General features: G+C 64.9%; 12 protein-coding genes and 1 riboswitch. Of the genes, 7 read left to right on the top strand and 5 right to left on the bottom strand.

Annotated features, from left to right (window positions below; translation table 11 throughout):
• Positions 1-254: 254 nt before the first annotated feature.
• Complete coding sequence (locus tag ACIQ17_RS21140; protein ID WP_398471064.1) at positions 255-710, bottom strand: hypothetical protein; 456 nt, start codon at positions 708-710, stop codon at positions 255-257.
• Positions 711-933: 223 nt separating this feature from the next.
• On the opposite strand from ACIQ17_RS21140, the gene ACIQ17_RS21135 reads away from it, so the two are divergent.
• From ACIQ17_RS21135 to ACIQ17_RS21115, 5 genes are all read left to right on the top strand, one after another.
• Positions 934-2,229 (top strand): O-acetylhomoserine aminocarboxypropyltransferase, encoded by a 1,296-nt coding sequence (locus tag ACIQ17_RS21135; RefSeq protein WP_398471063.1) that lies wholly within the window; start codon positions 934-936, stop codon positions 2,227-2,229.
• A gap of 4 nt (positions 2,230-2,233) precedes the next feature.
• Entirely contained in the window at positions 2,234-3,016 is a 783-nt protein-coding gene (locus ACIQ17_RS21130) for an alpha/beta fold hydrolase (protein ID WP_398471061.1), read from the top strand.
• 134 nt (positions 3,017-3,150) lie between these two features.
• A riboswitch (cobalamin riboswitch) is annotated at positions 3,151-3,362 on the top strand.
• A 31-nt stretch (positions 3,363-3,393) separates the two neighbouring features.
• On the top strand, positions 3,394-5,364 hold the full coding sequence (locus ACIQ17_RS21125) for a TonB-dependent receptor plug domain-containing protein (protein WP_398471060.1): 1,971 nt from the start codon (positions 3,394-3,396) through the stop codon (positions 5,362-5,364).
• On the top strand, positions 5,358-6,383 hold the full coding sequence (locus ACIQ17_RS21120; RefSeq protein WP_398471059.1) for a FecCD family ABC transporter permease: 1,026 nt from the start codon (positions 5,358-5,360) through the stop codon (positions 6,381-6,383). Before ACIQ17_RS21125 ends, ACIQ17_RS21120 begins: the two co-directional genes overlap by 7 nt.
• Positions 6,380-7,162: an ABC transporter ATP-binding protein gene (locus ACIQ17_RS21115; protein ID WP_398471057.1), complete on the top strand. Its 783-nt coding sequence runs from the start codon at positions 6,380-6,382 to the stop codon at positions 7,160-7,162. Before ACIQ17_RS21120 ends, ACIQ17_RS21115 begins: the two co-directional genes overlap by 4 nt.
• A 9-nt stretch (positions 7,163-7,171) precedes the next feature.
• On the opposite strand, the gene cobD is transcribed toward ACIQ17_RS21115, so the two are convergent.
• Positions 7,172-8,155 carry a threonine-phosphate decarboxylase CobD gene (cobD, locus tag ACIQ17_RS21110; protein WP_398471055.1) on the bottom strand — a complete coding sequence of 328 codons (984 nt, stop codon included), beginning with the start codon at positions 8,153-8,155 and terminating at the stop codon, positions 7,172-7,174.
• Between cobD and ACIQ17_RS21105 the strand changes: the two genes are divergently transcribed.
• Complete coding sequence (locus ACIQ17_RS21105) at positions 8,147-9,022, top strand: ABC transporter substrate-binding protein (RefSeq protein ID WP_398471053.1); 876 nt, start codon at positions 8,147-8,149, stop codon at positions 9,020-9,022. The genes cobD and ACIQ17_RS21105 overlap by 9 nt on opposite strands.
• Positions 9,022-9,990, top strand: coding sequence for an adenosylcobinamide-phosphate synthase CbiB (gene cbiB, locus ACIQ17_RS21100; protein ID WP_398471052.1), 969 nt, complete (start codon positions 9,022-9,024; stop codon positions 9,988-9,990). The genes ACIQ17_RS21105 and cbiB overlap by 1 nt, the downstream gene beginning before the upstream one ends.
• Here the strand turns inward: cbiB and ACIQ17_RS21095 are convergent.
• The 3 genes from ACIQ17_RS21095 to cobN are packed head-to-tail and all read right to left on the bottom strand — an operon-like array spanning position 9,963 to position 15,792.
• Positions 9,963-11,450, bottom strand: a complete 1,488-nt coding sequence (locus ACIQ17_RS21095; RefSeq protein ID WP_398471050.1) for a cobyric acid synthase — start codon at positions 11,448-11,450, stop codon at positions 9,963-9,965. The two genes, cbiB and ACIQ17_RS21095, sit on opposite strands and share 28 nt — an antisense overlap.
• Complete coding sequence (gene cobO / locus ACIQ17_RS21090) at positions 11,450-12,079, bottom strand: cob(I)yrinic acid a,c-diamide adenosyltransferase (protein WP_398471048.1); 630 nt, start codon at positions 12,077-12,079, stop codon at positions 11,450-11,452. Before cobO ends, ACIQ17_RS21095 begins: the two co-directional genes overlap by 1 nt.
• Entirely contained in the window at positions 12,076-15,792 is a 3,717-nt protein-coding gene (gene cobN, locus ACIQ17_RS21085; RefSeq protein ID WP_398471047.1) for a cobaltochelatase subunit CobN, read from the bottom strand. The genes cobO and cobN overlap by 4 nt, the downstream gene beginning before the upstream one ends.
• Positions 15,793-15,925 lie beyond the last annotated feature (133 nt).

The following is a 15,925-nucleotide window of genomic DNA, read 5'->3' as shown; positions in this document are numbered from 1 at the left end:
GGTCCGGTCTCGCTGGCGATCCAGCGCTGAACGGGCAGCGTCAAGTCCCACCCAACGCGCCTTGCGGCGTGCCACCTCCCCTCATGTCTCGAGGGGAGAATGCCCATACCTCGGACGCCATGGGCGCCGCGAGAATGCGAGCGCTCGACCGTAGGGCGGATGAGGCGAAGCCGTAATCCGCCGGCCGAGTTCATGTTGCGAAGACCGCGGCGGATTGCGCTTCGCTAATCCGCCCTACTGCTGAACGCAGGCCGTCACCGCTCGTCACTCAATGGCGGCCTGAATGTCAGCGGCTGTTCCGTCGCGCGCTTTCTCGCCCGCTCGACCGCCTCGGCAAAATCCTTCGCATCGAACCACGGCAGATCGCGCATCGGCGCGTCGAGATCATCGCCCCAGATCTGCGACACATCGATATCAAATTTCATATTGTGCTTCTTGCTCACAGCCTGAACGCCGTAACCGGTCACAGCCCACTGCTTGCCGAGCCAGAACACATCGCGATGTAGTACCACGCCCCTTACGCCTGCTTCCCCAACACGTCGCCCATAGACGACGGCAGCCTCGGCTCCAAGGGAGCGAGGCCGATCAAAATCTCCGTTCGACAAAGAACGCCATGATTGCGCGCCGAATACGGCGGCGTTGCGATGTTCGTCAGCGCCATTCAGGCGGAGCGATCGCATCTGCGCCTTGCGCGCAAAATCGATGTCCATCTATCTGCCCCCTGACGCCACGCAACACAACTGCAACGACCGCGGCCTCGCCATGCATTGCTGTCTTGGTGAATCCCCGTGCTGCGCAGCGAAATTCTCCACAGCCGCAGCAACACTCAAGTCGCGACCCGATGATTTGTTCCTTTGTCGAAACGCGCATTGCTCGCATCCCCGATGCGATTCGTGCCATAGATACCGAAAACCAAAGGGGACGAGACGCGAGATGCCAGCACCCAAGCCGCCTGCTTTTGAAACGCTGAGCCTGCATGCCGGCCAGCACCCCGATCCCGTCACCGGATCGCGCGCGGTGCCAATCCATCAGACCACGTCCTTCGTGTTTCAGGACACCGATCACGCCGCTGCTCTGTTCAATCTCGAGCGCGCCGGTCACATATATACCCGCATCTCCAATCCCACGATCGCCGTGCTGGAAGAGCGTCTCGCCGCGCTGGAGAATGGCGTCGGCGCCGTGTGCACTGCATCAGGCATGGCCGCGCTGCATCTCGCCATCGCGACCATCCTCAATGCCGGCGATCACATCGTGGCGTCTTCCTCGCTCTATGGCGGTACGATCAACCTGCTGGCGCATACGCTGCCACGCTTCGGCATCACCACCACCTTCGTGAAGCCGCGCGACCTCGATGCCTTCAAGGCGGCGATCACGCCGAACACCAAACTCGTGATCGGCGAGACCATCGGCAATCCCGGTCTCGAAGTGCTCGACATTCCCGCGGTCGCCGCCATCGCCCATGCCGCAAACATCCCGCTGCTGATCGACAACACCTTTGCCACGCCATTCCTGTCGCGCCCGATCGATCTCGGCGCCGACCTCGTGATGAATTCGACCACGAAATGGATCGGCGGCCATGGCATCGCCATCGGCGGCGTGCTCGTCGATGGCGGTCGCTTCGACTGGCGCGCCTCCGGCAAATTCCCGCAGCTCACCGAGCCTTATGCCGGCTATCACGGCATCGTCTTCGACGAGCAGTTCGGCACCGCCGCCTTCATCATGCGCGCGCGCACCGAAGGCCTGCGCGACTTCGGCGCGTGCCTGTCGCCGACCAACGCGTTCCAGTTGCTGCAGGGCGTCGAGACGCTCGGCATCCGCATGGAGCGCCATGTGGCCAACACCAGCGCGGTGCTCGCCGCGCTCACGGCGAACAAGGCCGTCGACTGGGTGCTGCATCCGTCGCTGGAAAACCACCCCGATCATGCGCTGGCCAAGACACTGCTGCCGCGCGGCGCCGGCTCGATCATTTCCTTCGGCATCAAGGGCGGACGTCCGGCCGGCCGCAAATTCATCGAGGCGCTGAAACTCACCAGCCATCTCGCCAATGTTGGCGATGCCAAGACGCTGGTGATCCATCCCGCTTCGACCACGCATCAGCAGATGGATGCCGAGCAGTTGAAAGCTGCCGGCATCGGCGAGGAACTGATCCGCCTCTCCGTCGGCATCGAGGCCGCGCAGGACATCATCGACGATCTCGCGCAGGCGCTGCGCTTCTCGCAGAAGGGCTGAGCCGATGCAGATCAAGGTCAATGGTCACGACACCTTCGTCGCCAATGGCGGCCGCACGTTCGATCCGTCGCTCCCGGTCGTTGTGCTGCTGCACGGCGCCGGATTCGACAGCTCCACATGGGCGCTGCACACACGCTGGTTCGCGCATCATGGTTTTGCGGTGTTGGCGCCTGACCTTCCCGGCCACGGCCGCAGCGGCGGCGAAGCGCTGACCACCATCGCCGATCTCGCCGACTGGACCGCGGCGCTGATCACGGCTGCCGGCGCCAGGAGCGCGCGCCTCATCGGCCACTCCATGGGCTCGCTGATCGCGCTGGAAACCGCAGCGCGCCATCCCGACAAGGTCACACGCCTCGACCTGCTCGGCACGGCAGCGACCATGACCGTCGGCCCGGACCTGCTCAAGGATGCCGAAGCCAATGAGCGGTCGGCCATCGACATGGTGTCGATCTGGGGTCTCGGCATGCGCGCCGAGCTCGGCGGCAGCCTCGCGCCGGGCCTGTGGATGCATACCGGCGCGCAGCGCGTGCTGGAGGCGACGAAGCCCGGCGTGCTGCATGCCGATCTCGATGCCTGCAATTCTTATCAGAACGCCCTCGCCGCCGCGGCGCAGATCAAGGTTCCGGTGACGCTCATCCTCGGCGAGCGGGACATGATGACTCCCGCCAAGGCCGGCAAGGCACTTGCGGCAGCACTCAGCGACGCACGCACCGTGATTCTGCCGGCGACCGGCCACATGATGATGGTGGAACGCCCCGACGAGGTGCTGGCAGCGCTCCGCAGCTAGAACCAGAACCGTCATTGCGAGGAGCGAAGCGACGAAGCAATCCAGAAAGCCGCAAGCGAAGGCTGGATTGCTTCGTCGCAAGGGCTCCTCGCAATGACGAACATAAGCCTGTTGCGCAGAGCGTTACGCTGTGCCACTAAAAAACCGTCATCGGTGCCTCCGCGAGGAGGTGAAACGGGAATGCGGTGTGGGGGAGACCTCCCCCTGATGCCGCAGCTGCCCCCGCAACTGTAAGCAGTTGGTCCGGATCCTCGATGCCACTGAGCCAAGTCCTGAGACTTGCTCGGGAAGGCCGATCCGGACAGCACTGCGAGCCAGGAGACCGGCCGAGGACATTTTGAAACACGTCCGACGGTGGGTCGGCGGCAAGGAATCTCATGTCTATCCGAATGATCGCTGCCAGCAGTGCAGCGATTCTGGCTGTGTCCGCACATCAGGCACAGGCGCAATCCAATACCCAGGAACTCTCCGAAGTCGTCGTCACCGCGAGTCGCGCGCCGGAACCGTTGAGCGCAACCGGCAGCGCCATCAGCGTCGTCTCCGGCGAGACCATCGCGACATCGAATCCGGGTTCTCTCGTCGATGCCCTGCGCAGCGTGCCCGGCCTCGACATTTCCGAAAATGGTGGTCCCGGCGGCACGGCGAATGTGCGCATGCGCGGCGCCAATACCGGCCAGACGCTGGTGATGATCGACGGCATCCGCGTCAATGATCCCACCGCTGCATCCGGCGACTTCGAATTCGCCATGTTCGCGCCCTCGGCCATCGATCGCATTGAAGTGCTGCGCGGCCCGCAGAGCGCGCTTTATGGCTCCGATGCCATGGGCGGCGTGATCAACATCATCACCAAGAAAGGCAGCGGTCCCGCGCAGTTCAACGTCCGCACCGAAGCCGGCAGCTATGGCACCGTGACGACACAGGGCTCGATGGTCGGCACCAACGGTCCGTGGTCCTACGCCTTCACTGGTGGCGGCCAGCATTCCAATGGTTTTTCGCGTTACGGCTATCGCATTCCATCCATCGAGGCGCGCTATCCGAATCTCGAACGCGACGGTTACGATCGCGTCGGCGGCTCCGCGCGCATCGGCTACGATGCCGGCGAAGGCATTCGCCTCGAGGCCGGTACCGTGCAGTCATTCACGCGCGCCGCCTATGACGCAGCGAGCGGCACATATCCGGACACGGGATCGTCGACGGATCGTTTGCTGCAGACCGTCTATGGCCGCGTCGGCATCGATTCCTTCGGCGGCATCCTCACGCATAACGTGACCGTCTCGAACACCCATACGGAACGCTCGTTCAACGAGCTCAGCTATCCGCTCAGCATGGCGCCACCGCGCGGCGCGACAGCAAGGACACTGGATTACTGGGGCGACAGCCTTGGCGCGGAATATCAGGCCACGCTGAAACTCGGTGCCTTCGGCTCGCTGGTCTATGGCGCCAAGACCCAGAGCGAGACTGCGCAGACCTTCACCACAGGCATTCTGCCGACACCGAGCCCGATGACCTCCACGCTGGCGAAACAGCAGGACACCAATTCGTTGTTCGCGCTGTGGTCGGTGCCGATCGGCGAACGGCTCAACATCACGCTGGGCGGCCGCGTCGACGACGTCGTCAATGTCGCCCGCTTCGAGACGTGGCGCGCGACCGCGGCCTACAACATCTTCGAGACCGGCACGAAGCTGCGGGCCAGCGCCGGCACCGGCGCCAAGGCGCCGACGCTGTTCCAGCTCTACTCCCAGGCCAATGGCACGCCGACGCTCTCGCCCGAGACAAGCTTCGGTTATGACGCCGGCATCGATCAGAGCCTGTTCAACGGCCGCGTGGTCCTGTCGGTCACGGGCTTCGCCAACGACTTCAGCAACCTGATCAACTTCGTGTCCTATACACCGACGGCATGCGCCGTTGGCCAGACCCTCGGTTGCTACAACAACGTCGCCCGCGCCGAGACCAGCGGCCTCGAAGTCGGCGCCACCATCGACGTGCTTCCCGGCCTCGTGAAATTCAATGCAGCCTACACTTATCTGCACGCCGTCGATCTCACCACCGGGCTCACGCTGGCACGTCGCCCGCAAAATCTCGCACGCTTCGCGCTGACCATCACGCCCAATGACCGCTGGCTGATCGAACCGCGTATCACCACCGTGTCCAAGCGCTACAGCAGCGCCAACGAAGTCGGTGTGGTCGATGCCTATACGCGCGTCGATCTCTACAGCGAGTACAGGCTCGACGCGAACTGGAAGGTGTTTGCCCGCGGCGAGAACATTCTCAATGAGCGCTACCAGGAAGTGCTGAACTTCGGTACGACTGGCCCCGCACTTTATGCAGGGTTCAACGCCACATGGTAACCGGACGACCAGCAGCAAGACGAACAGCGATCGCCACCACGGCGCTTGCCCTGCTCGTGATGTTGTTGCTGCTGGCATCGCTCGGTACCGGTCCTGTTCGCCTGCCGCCGCTGACGGTGCTTGACGCATTGTTCGGCGGTGCCAGCGACGTGCAGCAGATCATCGTTCGCGAGATCCGCCTGCCGCGCGCGATCCTCGCGCTCGCCATCGGCGGCATTTTGGGACTTTCCGGCGCCGCGCTGCAGGGCCTGCTGCGCAATCCCCTCGCCTCACCGTCGCTGTTCGGCGCGCCGCAATCGGCGGCCTTCGGCGCGGTGCTGATGATCTCGCTCGGCCTCGCTGATGTCCGCTCTTGGGCATTGCCCGTCGCCGGCATCAGCATGGCGTTTGCCTCGGTCTTCGTGTTGCTCACCATCGCCGGCCGCAATGCCGGCTTGCTGCTGTTGATCCTCGCCGGTCTCGCGATCTCCAGCCTTGCCGGCGCTGCGACGGCGCTGGTGATGAATCTCTCGCCCAATCCCTTCGCCGCGCTTGAAATCGCGTTCTGGCTGCTCGGCTCGCTGGAGGATCGCAGCTTCCGCCATGTCGAACTGGCGCTGCCCTTCATTCTCGCCGGCTCCGTCATCCTGATGAGCCAGCGCTCGGCCTTCCGCGCCCTCAGCCTCGGCGAGGAAACCGCGCAGAGCCTCGGCATCCATGTCTCGCGCCTGCGATTGCTGGTCATCCTCGGCGTCGCTCTCGGCGTCGGCGGTGCGGTTGCGGTCGCCGGCTCCATCGGCTTCATCGGCCTCGTCGCCCCGCATCTGATGCGCCCGATTGTCGGCCACGATCCGGCGCGCCTGTTGATCCCGAGCGCACTCACCGGCGCGGCACTTCTGCTCGCCGCCGACATCGCGGTCCGCATCATTCCGTCCACCACCGACATCAAGGTCGGCGTGCTCACCTCGATCATCGGTGTGCCGTTCTTCCTCTATCTCATCATGCGCGAACGCCGCGCACTCGGCGGAGGCGTCGCATGAGCGAGACGCCGCTACTGACTGCGAACGACCTGAACGTCACGCTGACCGGCCGACGCGTGCTGCAGGATGTGTCGCTGTCTCTGACCAAAGGCCATCTGGTCGCCCTTGTCGGCCCGAATGGCGCCGGCAAGACGACGCTGCTGCGCGCCCTCGCGGGCCTGCAGCCATCGACCGGTCACATCAGCGTCGAAGGCGCCGCACTCGCCGATCTGCCGCTGCGCGAGCGCGCCAGACGTTTCGGTTATCTGCCGCAGGGCCATCTCGTGCACTGGCCGCTGGTGGCGAAGGACGTCGTCGCGCTCGGCCGCTATCCGCATGGCGGCACCGATCCGGCACGGCTTTCGCCCGCCGACGAAGCGGCCGTGCAGCGCGCGATGGAGGCGACCGACACCGTCGGATTCGCCGATCGCCCGGTCAACGAACTCTCCGGCGGCGAACGCAGCCGCGTCGCATTGGCCCGCGTGCTCGCGGTGGAGGCGCCGATCGTGTTCGCCGACGAACCAACCGCATCGCTCGATCCACGCTACCAGCTCGACGTGATGATCAATCTGCGCCAGACCGCCGATCGCGGCGTGCTGGTGATTGTCGTCACCCATGATCTCGGCCTCGCCGCACGCTTTGCCGATACGGTGCTGGTGATGTCGAATGGCCGCCTCGTCGCGCAGGCTGCGCCGGTTGACGCCTTGTCGGACGCGATCCTGGCCGACGTCTTCCGCGTCAGCACCTTTCGCGCAACGCATGGCGATCAGGCCGTGATCATTCCCTGGACGGGAGTGTGAACGATGCCGCTATGGCGCGAGCGCTGCCGCAAGACGATCGAGCGCCTCGGCATCATGGGGCAGACCGAAGCGCAGCATCTCGCGCGACCAGTCGAAGCTGCGGCACCAGATGTATTTCTGCGCGAGCCTGCGATGCAGGGCGGCAGCTTCCGGATGTCGCGCGAGGCGATACAGCGATGTGCCTCCGACCACTTCGAAACCGGCATTGAGCAGGATCCCGTCGAGCTTGATCACCTGCGCTGCCAGCCGCACGCGCGTCTGCATCGCCCATGGCGCATCGTTCAGGGCCCTGGCACCGATAGACAGTGCGGGACCGGACACGGCCCACGGGCCGAGGACATGACGAATGCCGTTGACCACATCGGGCGTGCCGATGGCAAAGCCGAGACGGATGCCGGCCAGCCCGTAGAATTTGCCGAACGAACGCAGGATCACGATCGGCAGCTTGCCGCAGGATGCGACCGCGCTGATATGCGCATCCACATCCGCAAAAGCTTCGTCGATCACCAGCCAGCCGCCGCGTCGCTGCAGCACGGCTGCGACTTCGACAAGACGATCCGGGTCGGTGACACGGCCATCGGGATTGTTGGGATTGACGATCACCGCGTGGGTGACATGCGCCGGCAGTTCGGAGAGATCCTTGATCGCCGCGATCGCGTGTCCGGCATCGCTCCAGGCGGCGGAATGCTCGTTGTAGGTGGGGCCGACGATCGCGACGGCGCCATCGACCGCGAGGCGCGGCAGCAACTGGATCAGTGCCTGCGTCCCCGGCGCAGCGACGATGCCGGCCGCTTCCGGCACGCGATAGGCAGCCCGTGCGGCAGCCAGCAAGGCCTGCTCATCGGCACGCGACGGCAGCCGCTGCCAGGCGCTGTCCGGCAGCTTGCGGATCGGCCAGGGCCACGGATTGATGCCGGTCGACAGGTCCAGCCATTCGTCCGCCGCGCCGCCGAATTCGGCCATCGCCTGGGTGAGATCGCCACCATGTTTCATCCGTCTCTCATGCCATCATCTCGGGCCAAGCGCGAGAGACTTTGCGCCACCATCGCTGCGGCTTTCTCGCTTCTGGTCGCGGCGCCCTTGCAGGCCGCCGAGCAGCCCCGGATCGCCTCGATCAATCTCTGCACCGACCAATTGCTGGTCACGCTCGCCGATTCCGCGCAGATCCTCGGCCTCAGCCCGTTTGCGCGCGATCCCTTCCGGTCGTGGGACAGGGACAAGGCTGCCCAGTTCCGCCTGCTGTCGGGCGAAGCCGAGGACGTCCTGGCGCTGAAGCCGGACGTGGTCGTCGCAGGCCGCTTTACCAAGCGGGCGACGCGCGAATTGCTCAAGGACAAGGGCCTCAAGGTCGCGGAGTTCGCGCCGGCCCGCTCGCTCGATGAGGTCAAGAAGCAGCTGCGCGAGATGGGCGCGCTGGTGAAACATCCGGAGCGCGCCGAGACCGAGGTTGCCAAACTCGACGCCGCCATCGCCCATGCGCGCGCTGCCGCGCATCGCCATCCGCTGCGCGTGCTTGCTGTCTCGCGGCGCGGCTGGGTGTCCGGCGGCGACAATCTCACCACCTCACTATTGTCGGCTGTCGGCCTGAAGAATGCCGGTGGCGAACTCGGCCTCAAGGCCGGCGGCTTTGCCTCCCTCGAAGCGATCGTCACGCTGAAGCCGGATCTGCTGCTGGTGACCGACACCACCGATTTTGCCGAGGACGAAGGCCGCGCCTTCCTGCTGCATCCAGCGCTGGAAAAGACCTATCCGCCATCGAAGCGCCTGGTGCTGCCCGAGCGTCTCACCGCCTGCGGCGGCCCGACCATAGTGGAAGCGCTAGATCGCCTCACCGCCGAAATCAACCGCGTGGCGCCGTGATGCTGGTGCATGGCGACGCGCTTTGGCTGGTTGTCGCAGCACTGCTGCTGGATGCCGTGATTGGCGATCCCGACTGGTTGTGGCGCCGCGCGCCGCATCCGGTGGTGTGGATCGGCAACGGAATCGGGGGGCTCGAACGGAAGCTCAATCGCGAGAACTGGTCGAAGCCAGCGCGTAAGCTAGCCGGTGCTCTGACGGTCGTCATCCTGGTCGGCGCCGCGCTTCTGATCGGAGCCCTGCTCTCCGACCTTCTCCACGGCCATGGGCTCGGCTTCCTCATCGAAGCCCTCATCGCCTCGACGCTGATCGCGCAACGCAGCCTGTATCAACATGTCGCCCGCGTGCATCGCGCCTTCATCGATGGCGGCCTGCCCACCGCGCGAAAAGCCGTCGCGATGATCGTCGGCCGCGATCCGGAACGTCTCGACGAGGCCGGCGTGACGCGCGCAGCGATCGAATCCACCGCGGAGAATTTTTCCGACGGCATCGTCGCGCCGGTGTTCTGGCTGGCCTTGCTCGGCCTGCCCGGCCTGATCGCCTACAAGGCCATCAACACGGCTGACTCCATGATCGGCCATCGCACCGATCATTACATCGATTTCGGCTGGGCGGCTGCGCGGCTCGATGATCTCGTCAATCTCGTGCCGGCCCGGATCTCCGGCGTCCTCGTCGCGCTCGCCGCGCCCGTCGCTCGCGGCTCGATCGTCACATCCTTCCGCACAATGTTCCGCGATGCGCGACACCATCGCTCGCCCAATGCCGGCTGGCCGGAAAGCGCCATGGCCGGCGCCCTGGGCATCGCGCTCAGCGGTCCGCGCGTTTATGCGGAAGGCGTTGCGAATGAACCTTATCTCAATGCGGATGGCCGCATCGCCGCGCCCGACGACATCAGGCGCGCGCTCAACGTCTATGCGGCAGCCTGCGCACTTGAAGTCGCGATCTATGCCGCACTCGCGCTGTTGCTCTGACGCGTCTGCGCGATCGCAACCAGCGCATCGATATCGAGATGTCTCTCGCAATGATCTGCCAGCGCATCGAGCGCGGATTCGATCTGCGCTTCATAGGCAATGGATGACGCGATGCCGAGTTGGGCCAGCCAAGCCTTGCGAAATGCATCGCCGGTGAAAAGGCCATGCACATAGGTGCCTTGCACACGTCCATCGCGTGACATCGCACCATCCGGCCGCCCGCCAATTCTCACCATTGGCCTCTCGCAGTCAGCGCCGCTGCTGCGGCCCATATGGATCTCATAGCCTTCGATGGCTGCGCCGCTGGCCATGTGCGTGCCCGAGACGATGGTCGTCGATTTGCTGCCGCTCATGATGGTTTCGATATCGAGCAGCCCAAGCCCATCGACCTCGCCCGGCGCACCATCGACGCCATCGGGATCGGCAATGCGATGGCCGAGCATCTGATAGCCGCCGCACAGACCAAGCACATGACCGCCACGCCGCACATGAGCAGCAATATCGATGTGCCAGCCCTGCGCACGCAGGAAAGCGAGATCGCCGATCGTGGATTTGCTGCCGGGAATGATGATCACATCGGCATTGCCGGGAATCGCTTCGCCTGGCTTGACAAAGACGAGCTTGACGCCCGGCTCCATGCCGAGCGGATCGAGATCGTCGAAATTGGCTATCCGCGCCAGCACGGGCACGGCGATGACGCGCGTGGCGCCGGAGCTTTGCGCGCGGTCGAGGTCGACCGCATCCTCCGCCGGCAACATCGCCGCCTGCGGCAGCCATGGCAGCACGCCCATCGATGGCCAGCCGGTCATCCTCGTGATGGCCTTCAGACCATCATCGAACAAGGAGGGATCACCGCGAAACTTGTTGACGATGAAACCGTGGATCCGCGCGCGTTCGTCCGGCTCCAGGACCAGATGCGTGCCGGCGAGCGACGCAATGACGCCGCCCCGATCGATATCGCCAGCGAGCACGACCGGAATGTCCGCCGCCGCCGCAAAGCCCATATTGGCGATGTCGCCCTTGCGCAGATTGATCTCGGCGGGACTGCCGGCGCCTTCGACCAGCACGATATCAGCCTGCTCGGCGAGCAGCGAAAAACTCTCGAGTACCGCCGGCAACAGCGCTGCCTTCTTTTCCAGATAATTCTTCGCGCGCAGCGTGCCCCAGCGTTGGCCCTGCACGATCACCTGCGCGCCGGTATCGGTCTCAGGCTTCAGCAGCACGGGATTCATATGCACGCTCGGCGCCAGCCGCGCCGCGCGCGCCTGCACGGCCTGCGCACGGCCGATCTCGCCGCCATCGACGGCAACAGCCGCATTGTTCGACATGTTCTGCGGCTTGAACGGCGCGACCTTGAGGCCACGGCGCACCAGAGCCCGCGCCAGCCCGGCGACGATCGTCGACTTGCCGGCATTGGAGCCGGTCGCCTGGATCATCAGCGCGGGCGTGGTGCGGTTCATCAGAACTCCACACCCTTCTGGCCCTTGATGCCGGCGCGGAACGGATGTTTCACCAGCGTCATCTCGGTCACCAGATCGGCCATCTCGATCAGCTCGGGCTTGGCATTGCGGCCGGTGATGACGACATGCTTGTCCGCCGGCTTCTCGTCGCGCAGGAAGGCGATCACCTCGTTGATATCGAGATAATCGTAACGCAGCACGATGTTGAGTTCGTCAAGCAGCACCATGCGATGGCGATCGTCGCGGATCAGCTCCTTGGCGCGTTCCCAGCCCGCGGTCGCGGCCGCGATGTCGCGCTCGCGATCCTGGGTTTCCCAGGTGAAGCCTTCGCCCATGATGTGCAGCGTGACGAGTTCGGGAAATTTGGCCAGCACCCGTGCCTCGCCGGTGTCCCAGCTTGGCGACTTCGTGAACTGCACCACGGCAACCGGCATTTCATGGCCGATATGGCGAAACACCATGCCGAGCGCGGCTGACGTCTTGCCCTTGCCGGTGCCGGTATGGACGATCAGCAGGCCTTTCTCGCCCACTTTGGTCGCCATGATCTTGTCTTTCGCCGCCTTGTGTTTGGCGGCCTTCTCCTTGTGTCGAAGGTTTTCGGCGGCGTTGTCGGCTGCGGAGTCGCTCATGCGGGTTCCCTCGCGATGTCTTTCGTATTCATCAGTTCAGCAATCAGATGCTGCGCGCTGTTGGAGCGCGGCGTCCACATCCCGCGGCGGATCGCTTCGGCGAAGCGCGACGCGGTCTCGTGCAGCGCCGCGGGATTGGTCGACGCCATGAAGGCCCGGACATTATCATTCTCCAGATAGGCCGAGAACAACTGATCGAAATGGTGATTGCCGACGGCATCTGTCGAGGCGGCAAAACCGAACAGATAGTCCACCGTGGCGGCAATCTCGAAAGCGCCTTTATAGCCGTGCCGCATCACGCCCGCGACCCATTTCGGATTGGCGCCACGGCCGCGCACCACGCGCGAAATCTCATGAGCCAGCGGCCGCGCGATCGGCGCTTCGGGCCGTGATGTATCGATATGGGCGACGCGCGGCGCCGATCCCTTGAGCGTCTGCACCGTCGCGGCAAGGCCACCGATGAACTGGTAGTAATCGTCGGAATCGAGAATATCGTGTTCGCGGTTGTCCTGCGCCTGCGCGACGAGATCGACGGATTTCAGCCGCTCCGCAAATTCGTCGCGCGCGCCGTCGCCGTCGGAACCGCTGCCATAAGCGTAACTGCCCCAGTCGAGATAGACATCGGCAATATCAGCACGGTTGCTCCAGCCGCCTTCATCCATCAGCGCCTGCAACCCCGCACCATAGGCGCCGGGCTTTGAGCCGAACACGCGCCGCATCGCCTGCCGCCGCGCCGTTTCGCAATTTACGCCGCTGGCTTCGAGCGTTCGCGCACGGGCACGGACATTCGCTGCGATCGGGTTGGCGTCATCGGGCTCGTCGAGTTCGGCCACCGCGCTCACCGCCGAGCCGATGATGTCCATCTGCGTCGGGAACGCATCACGGAACAGGCCGGAGACACGGAATGTCACATCCACACGCGGGCGTTTCAGTTCGGACAGCGGTGTGATGGCAAAGCCGGTCACGCGGCCAGACGTCTCTTCCCAAACCGGACGCGCGCCGATCAGCGCGAGCGCCTGCGCGACATCGTCGCCGCCGGTGCGCATATTCGCCGTACCCCAGGCCGACAGCGCGATGCTGCGCGGCCATTCGCCGGCGTCCTGCCAATAGGCTTCGACCAGCCGCTCGGCCGAGAGCTGCCCGATACGCCATGCGGATGGTGTCGGCACCGCGCGGACATCGACAGCGAAGAAATTTCGGCCCGTCGGCAGAACATCAGGCCGTCCGCGCGTCGGCGCGCCGGATGGACCCGGGCGAATGAAGCGACCATCGAGGCCCCTGAGAAAGGCCGCCATCTCTGCATCGCCGCAGGCATCGATGGCGGGCCTGAGCGAGGCATCAATCCATCCCAGCACTTGCGTCGTCTGCATCCAGCTCGCATCGCAGCTGCATTCGCCAGCGACAAGCTTCAGGGCCAATGCCTCGATCCGCTCGATCGTATCGCCCGCGGTGCGCCACGGCGCATCGGATAGATCGGCAAGACTCTTCGGACGCGGCCCGGCATAATCGTCGGCCATCTCGCGCGTCAGCGGATCGAAATGGCCGAGCCCGAGATCGGCCGCGAGCGCACGATGCAGCGACGCATCCTGCGCACGGATGTCGGAGCGCGGCAGGCGCGCGATGGAGACGAGCAGATCGTTGCGCTGCGCTTTCTCCGGCTTGCGGCCGAAGATATGCAGACCGTCGCGGATCTGCATTTCCTTGAGGTCGCAGAGATGCGCATCCAGCGCCCGCAGGGCTTCATAGGTCGGCGTGTCGCGGTCGATGTCGACGTCGCTGTCCAGCTGCTGCGCGCGCGCAAATGACAGGATGTCCTCGGCGATGACGGAGGCCCGCTTCGGATCGAGATCGCTGGCCGCCGCATATTCGTCGACCAGGCTTTCCAGCCGGGCGAGGTCGTCATGCAGCTCGGCACGCGTCATCGGCGGCGTCAGGTGATCCACGATCACGGCCGAGCTACGGCGCTTGGCCTGGATTCCTTCACCGGGATCATTGACGATGAACGGATAGAGATGCGGCAGCGGACCGAGGATCGCATCGGGCAGGCATTCGGCGGAGAGGCCGGTGCTCTTGCCAGGCAGCCATTCGAGATTGCCGTGCTTGCCCACATGCGCGATCGCATGCGTATCGAATGCTTGCCGGAGCCAGAAGTAGAAAGCGAGATAGTGATGCGGCGGCACCAGATCGGGATCGTGATAGGTGCTCTTGGGATCGATATTGTAGCCACGCGCCGGCTGCACACCGACGACGATATTGCCGAAGCGGTGCAGACCGAGACGAAACGCGTCCTCAGCCACGTGAGGATCGCTCGCGGCATCCCCCCAGCGCGTTTCCACCGCCGTTCGAACGTTTGCAGGCAGTCCGGCGAAAGCAGCCCGATAATCGGCGAGCGACCATCTGACGCCGCCGCTGCGCGCGGCACGCTCGTGCAGCGCATTGGTCGGACCTTGCTGCAACAGGTCCATCATGGTGGCCGAAGTCAACGGCGCATCGGCTGCATCATAGCCTGCGCCTTGCATCGCAGCGATGATATCGACCAGGCTCTGCGGCGTATCGAGCCCGACGCCATTAGCGAGGCGGCCATCGCGGTTCGGATAATTGGCCAGGATCAGCGCAACGCGTCGCCCGGCGATCTCCGTGCGACGCAGGCGAATCCAGGCGCGTGCGAGATCCGCAGCGGCATCGATGCGATCCGATATCGGCTTCAGCAGGGTCGGCGTGAAGCCACCATCGCTGATGCCGCGTTCCTTGAAGGCGATCACATTCGCGAAGATGCGGCCATCGACTTCCGGCAGCACCACATGCATGGCCAGATCGCGCGGCGTGAGGCCGCGCGACGACGCTTCCCAGCTCGCATGCGAAATGCCCGCTTGCGCGACCTGCAGCACCGGACAGCCCGATGCGGAGAGCACGCCGGCGTCGTCATTGGCGGTTGCCGTGGCAAAGGCCGTGGCGTTGATGATGACGTCAGGCGGAAACGCCGCGAGTGCGCCACGCAGGAAGGCGACCGAGCGCTCGTCCTTCAGGCTGGTGACATAGAGGCAGACCGGATTGAGGTCGCGCGCATTGAGGCTAGCGCGCAAGGCGTCGATCGCAGCCGTATCGCCGCCCGCGACCAGAGCGCGATAGAAGATCACCACGGCGTTCGGTCGCTCGTCGCTGATCGGCGCCTGCGGCCAGAAGCCGGCGGACGGCATCGGCCGCGCCGCGGGCGGCTTTTCGCCCTGCCCGATCAGATGCGCGGCATAGCGCAGCGCCAGCGTCGCATTCTCGACGCCGCCTTCGCTGCAATAGCGCCACAGCGCGTGCGTTGCCTCCGCATTCACAGTGCCGCGCGCAGCGAGTTCGGCGTTCCAGTCCATCTCGCCGGGGATGCAGGCAAACAATGCGCCGCGTGCGATGGCATCGCTACGCAGGCTCTCGACGCCATGCGGCCAGTAGCTGATGCCGCCGAGCATGCGCAGCAGCACGATCTTTGCGCGGGCCAGCGTGCGCTCGACATAGAGATCGACCGAAGCGGGGTGCCCGAGCGCGAGCAGATTGGTCAGTCGCACGCTCGGAAAGTCGGACGGGAGACTCGCATGCGCCGCGCCGAAGGCGGCAAGATCGCTGTCCGCCGCCGACAGCACGACGATATCGGCGCTGTCCTGCCCGAGATCGCGGGCGACGTCGCCGTCGTCAATACTGCCTGAGGTGTCGAGCTTGAGATGCATGCGACGCTAAATGATTCCTATGTTGCGCACAGACAGAACTGCTCCCTCCCCCTTGTGGGGAGGGCCGGGGTGGGGGTCCACACGTGACGTCGGAGTGTGTGGCACCCCACCCGTCTCGACTGCTCCGCAGTCG

It is taken from the genome of Tardiphaga sp. (assembly GCF_044340795.1).
In the GTDB taxonomy this organism is placed as follows: Bacteria; Pseudomonadota; Alphaproteobacteria; order Rhizobiales; family Xanthobacteraceae; genus Tardiphaga.
This window is presented reverse-complemented; position numbering and strand designations above follow the sequence as displayed.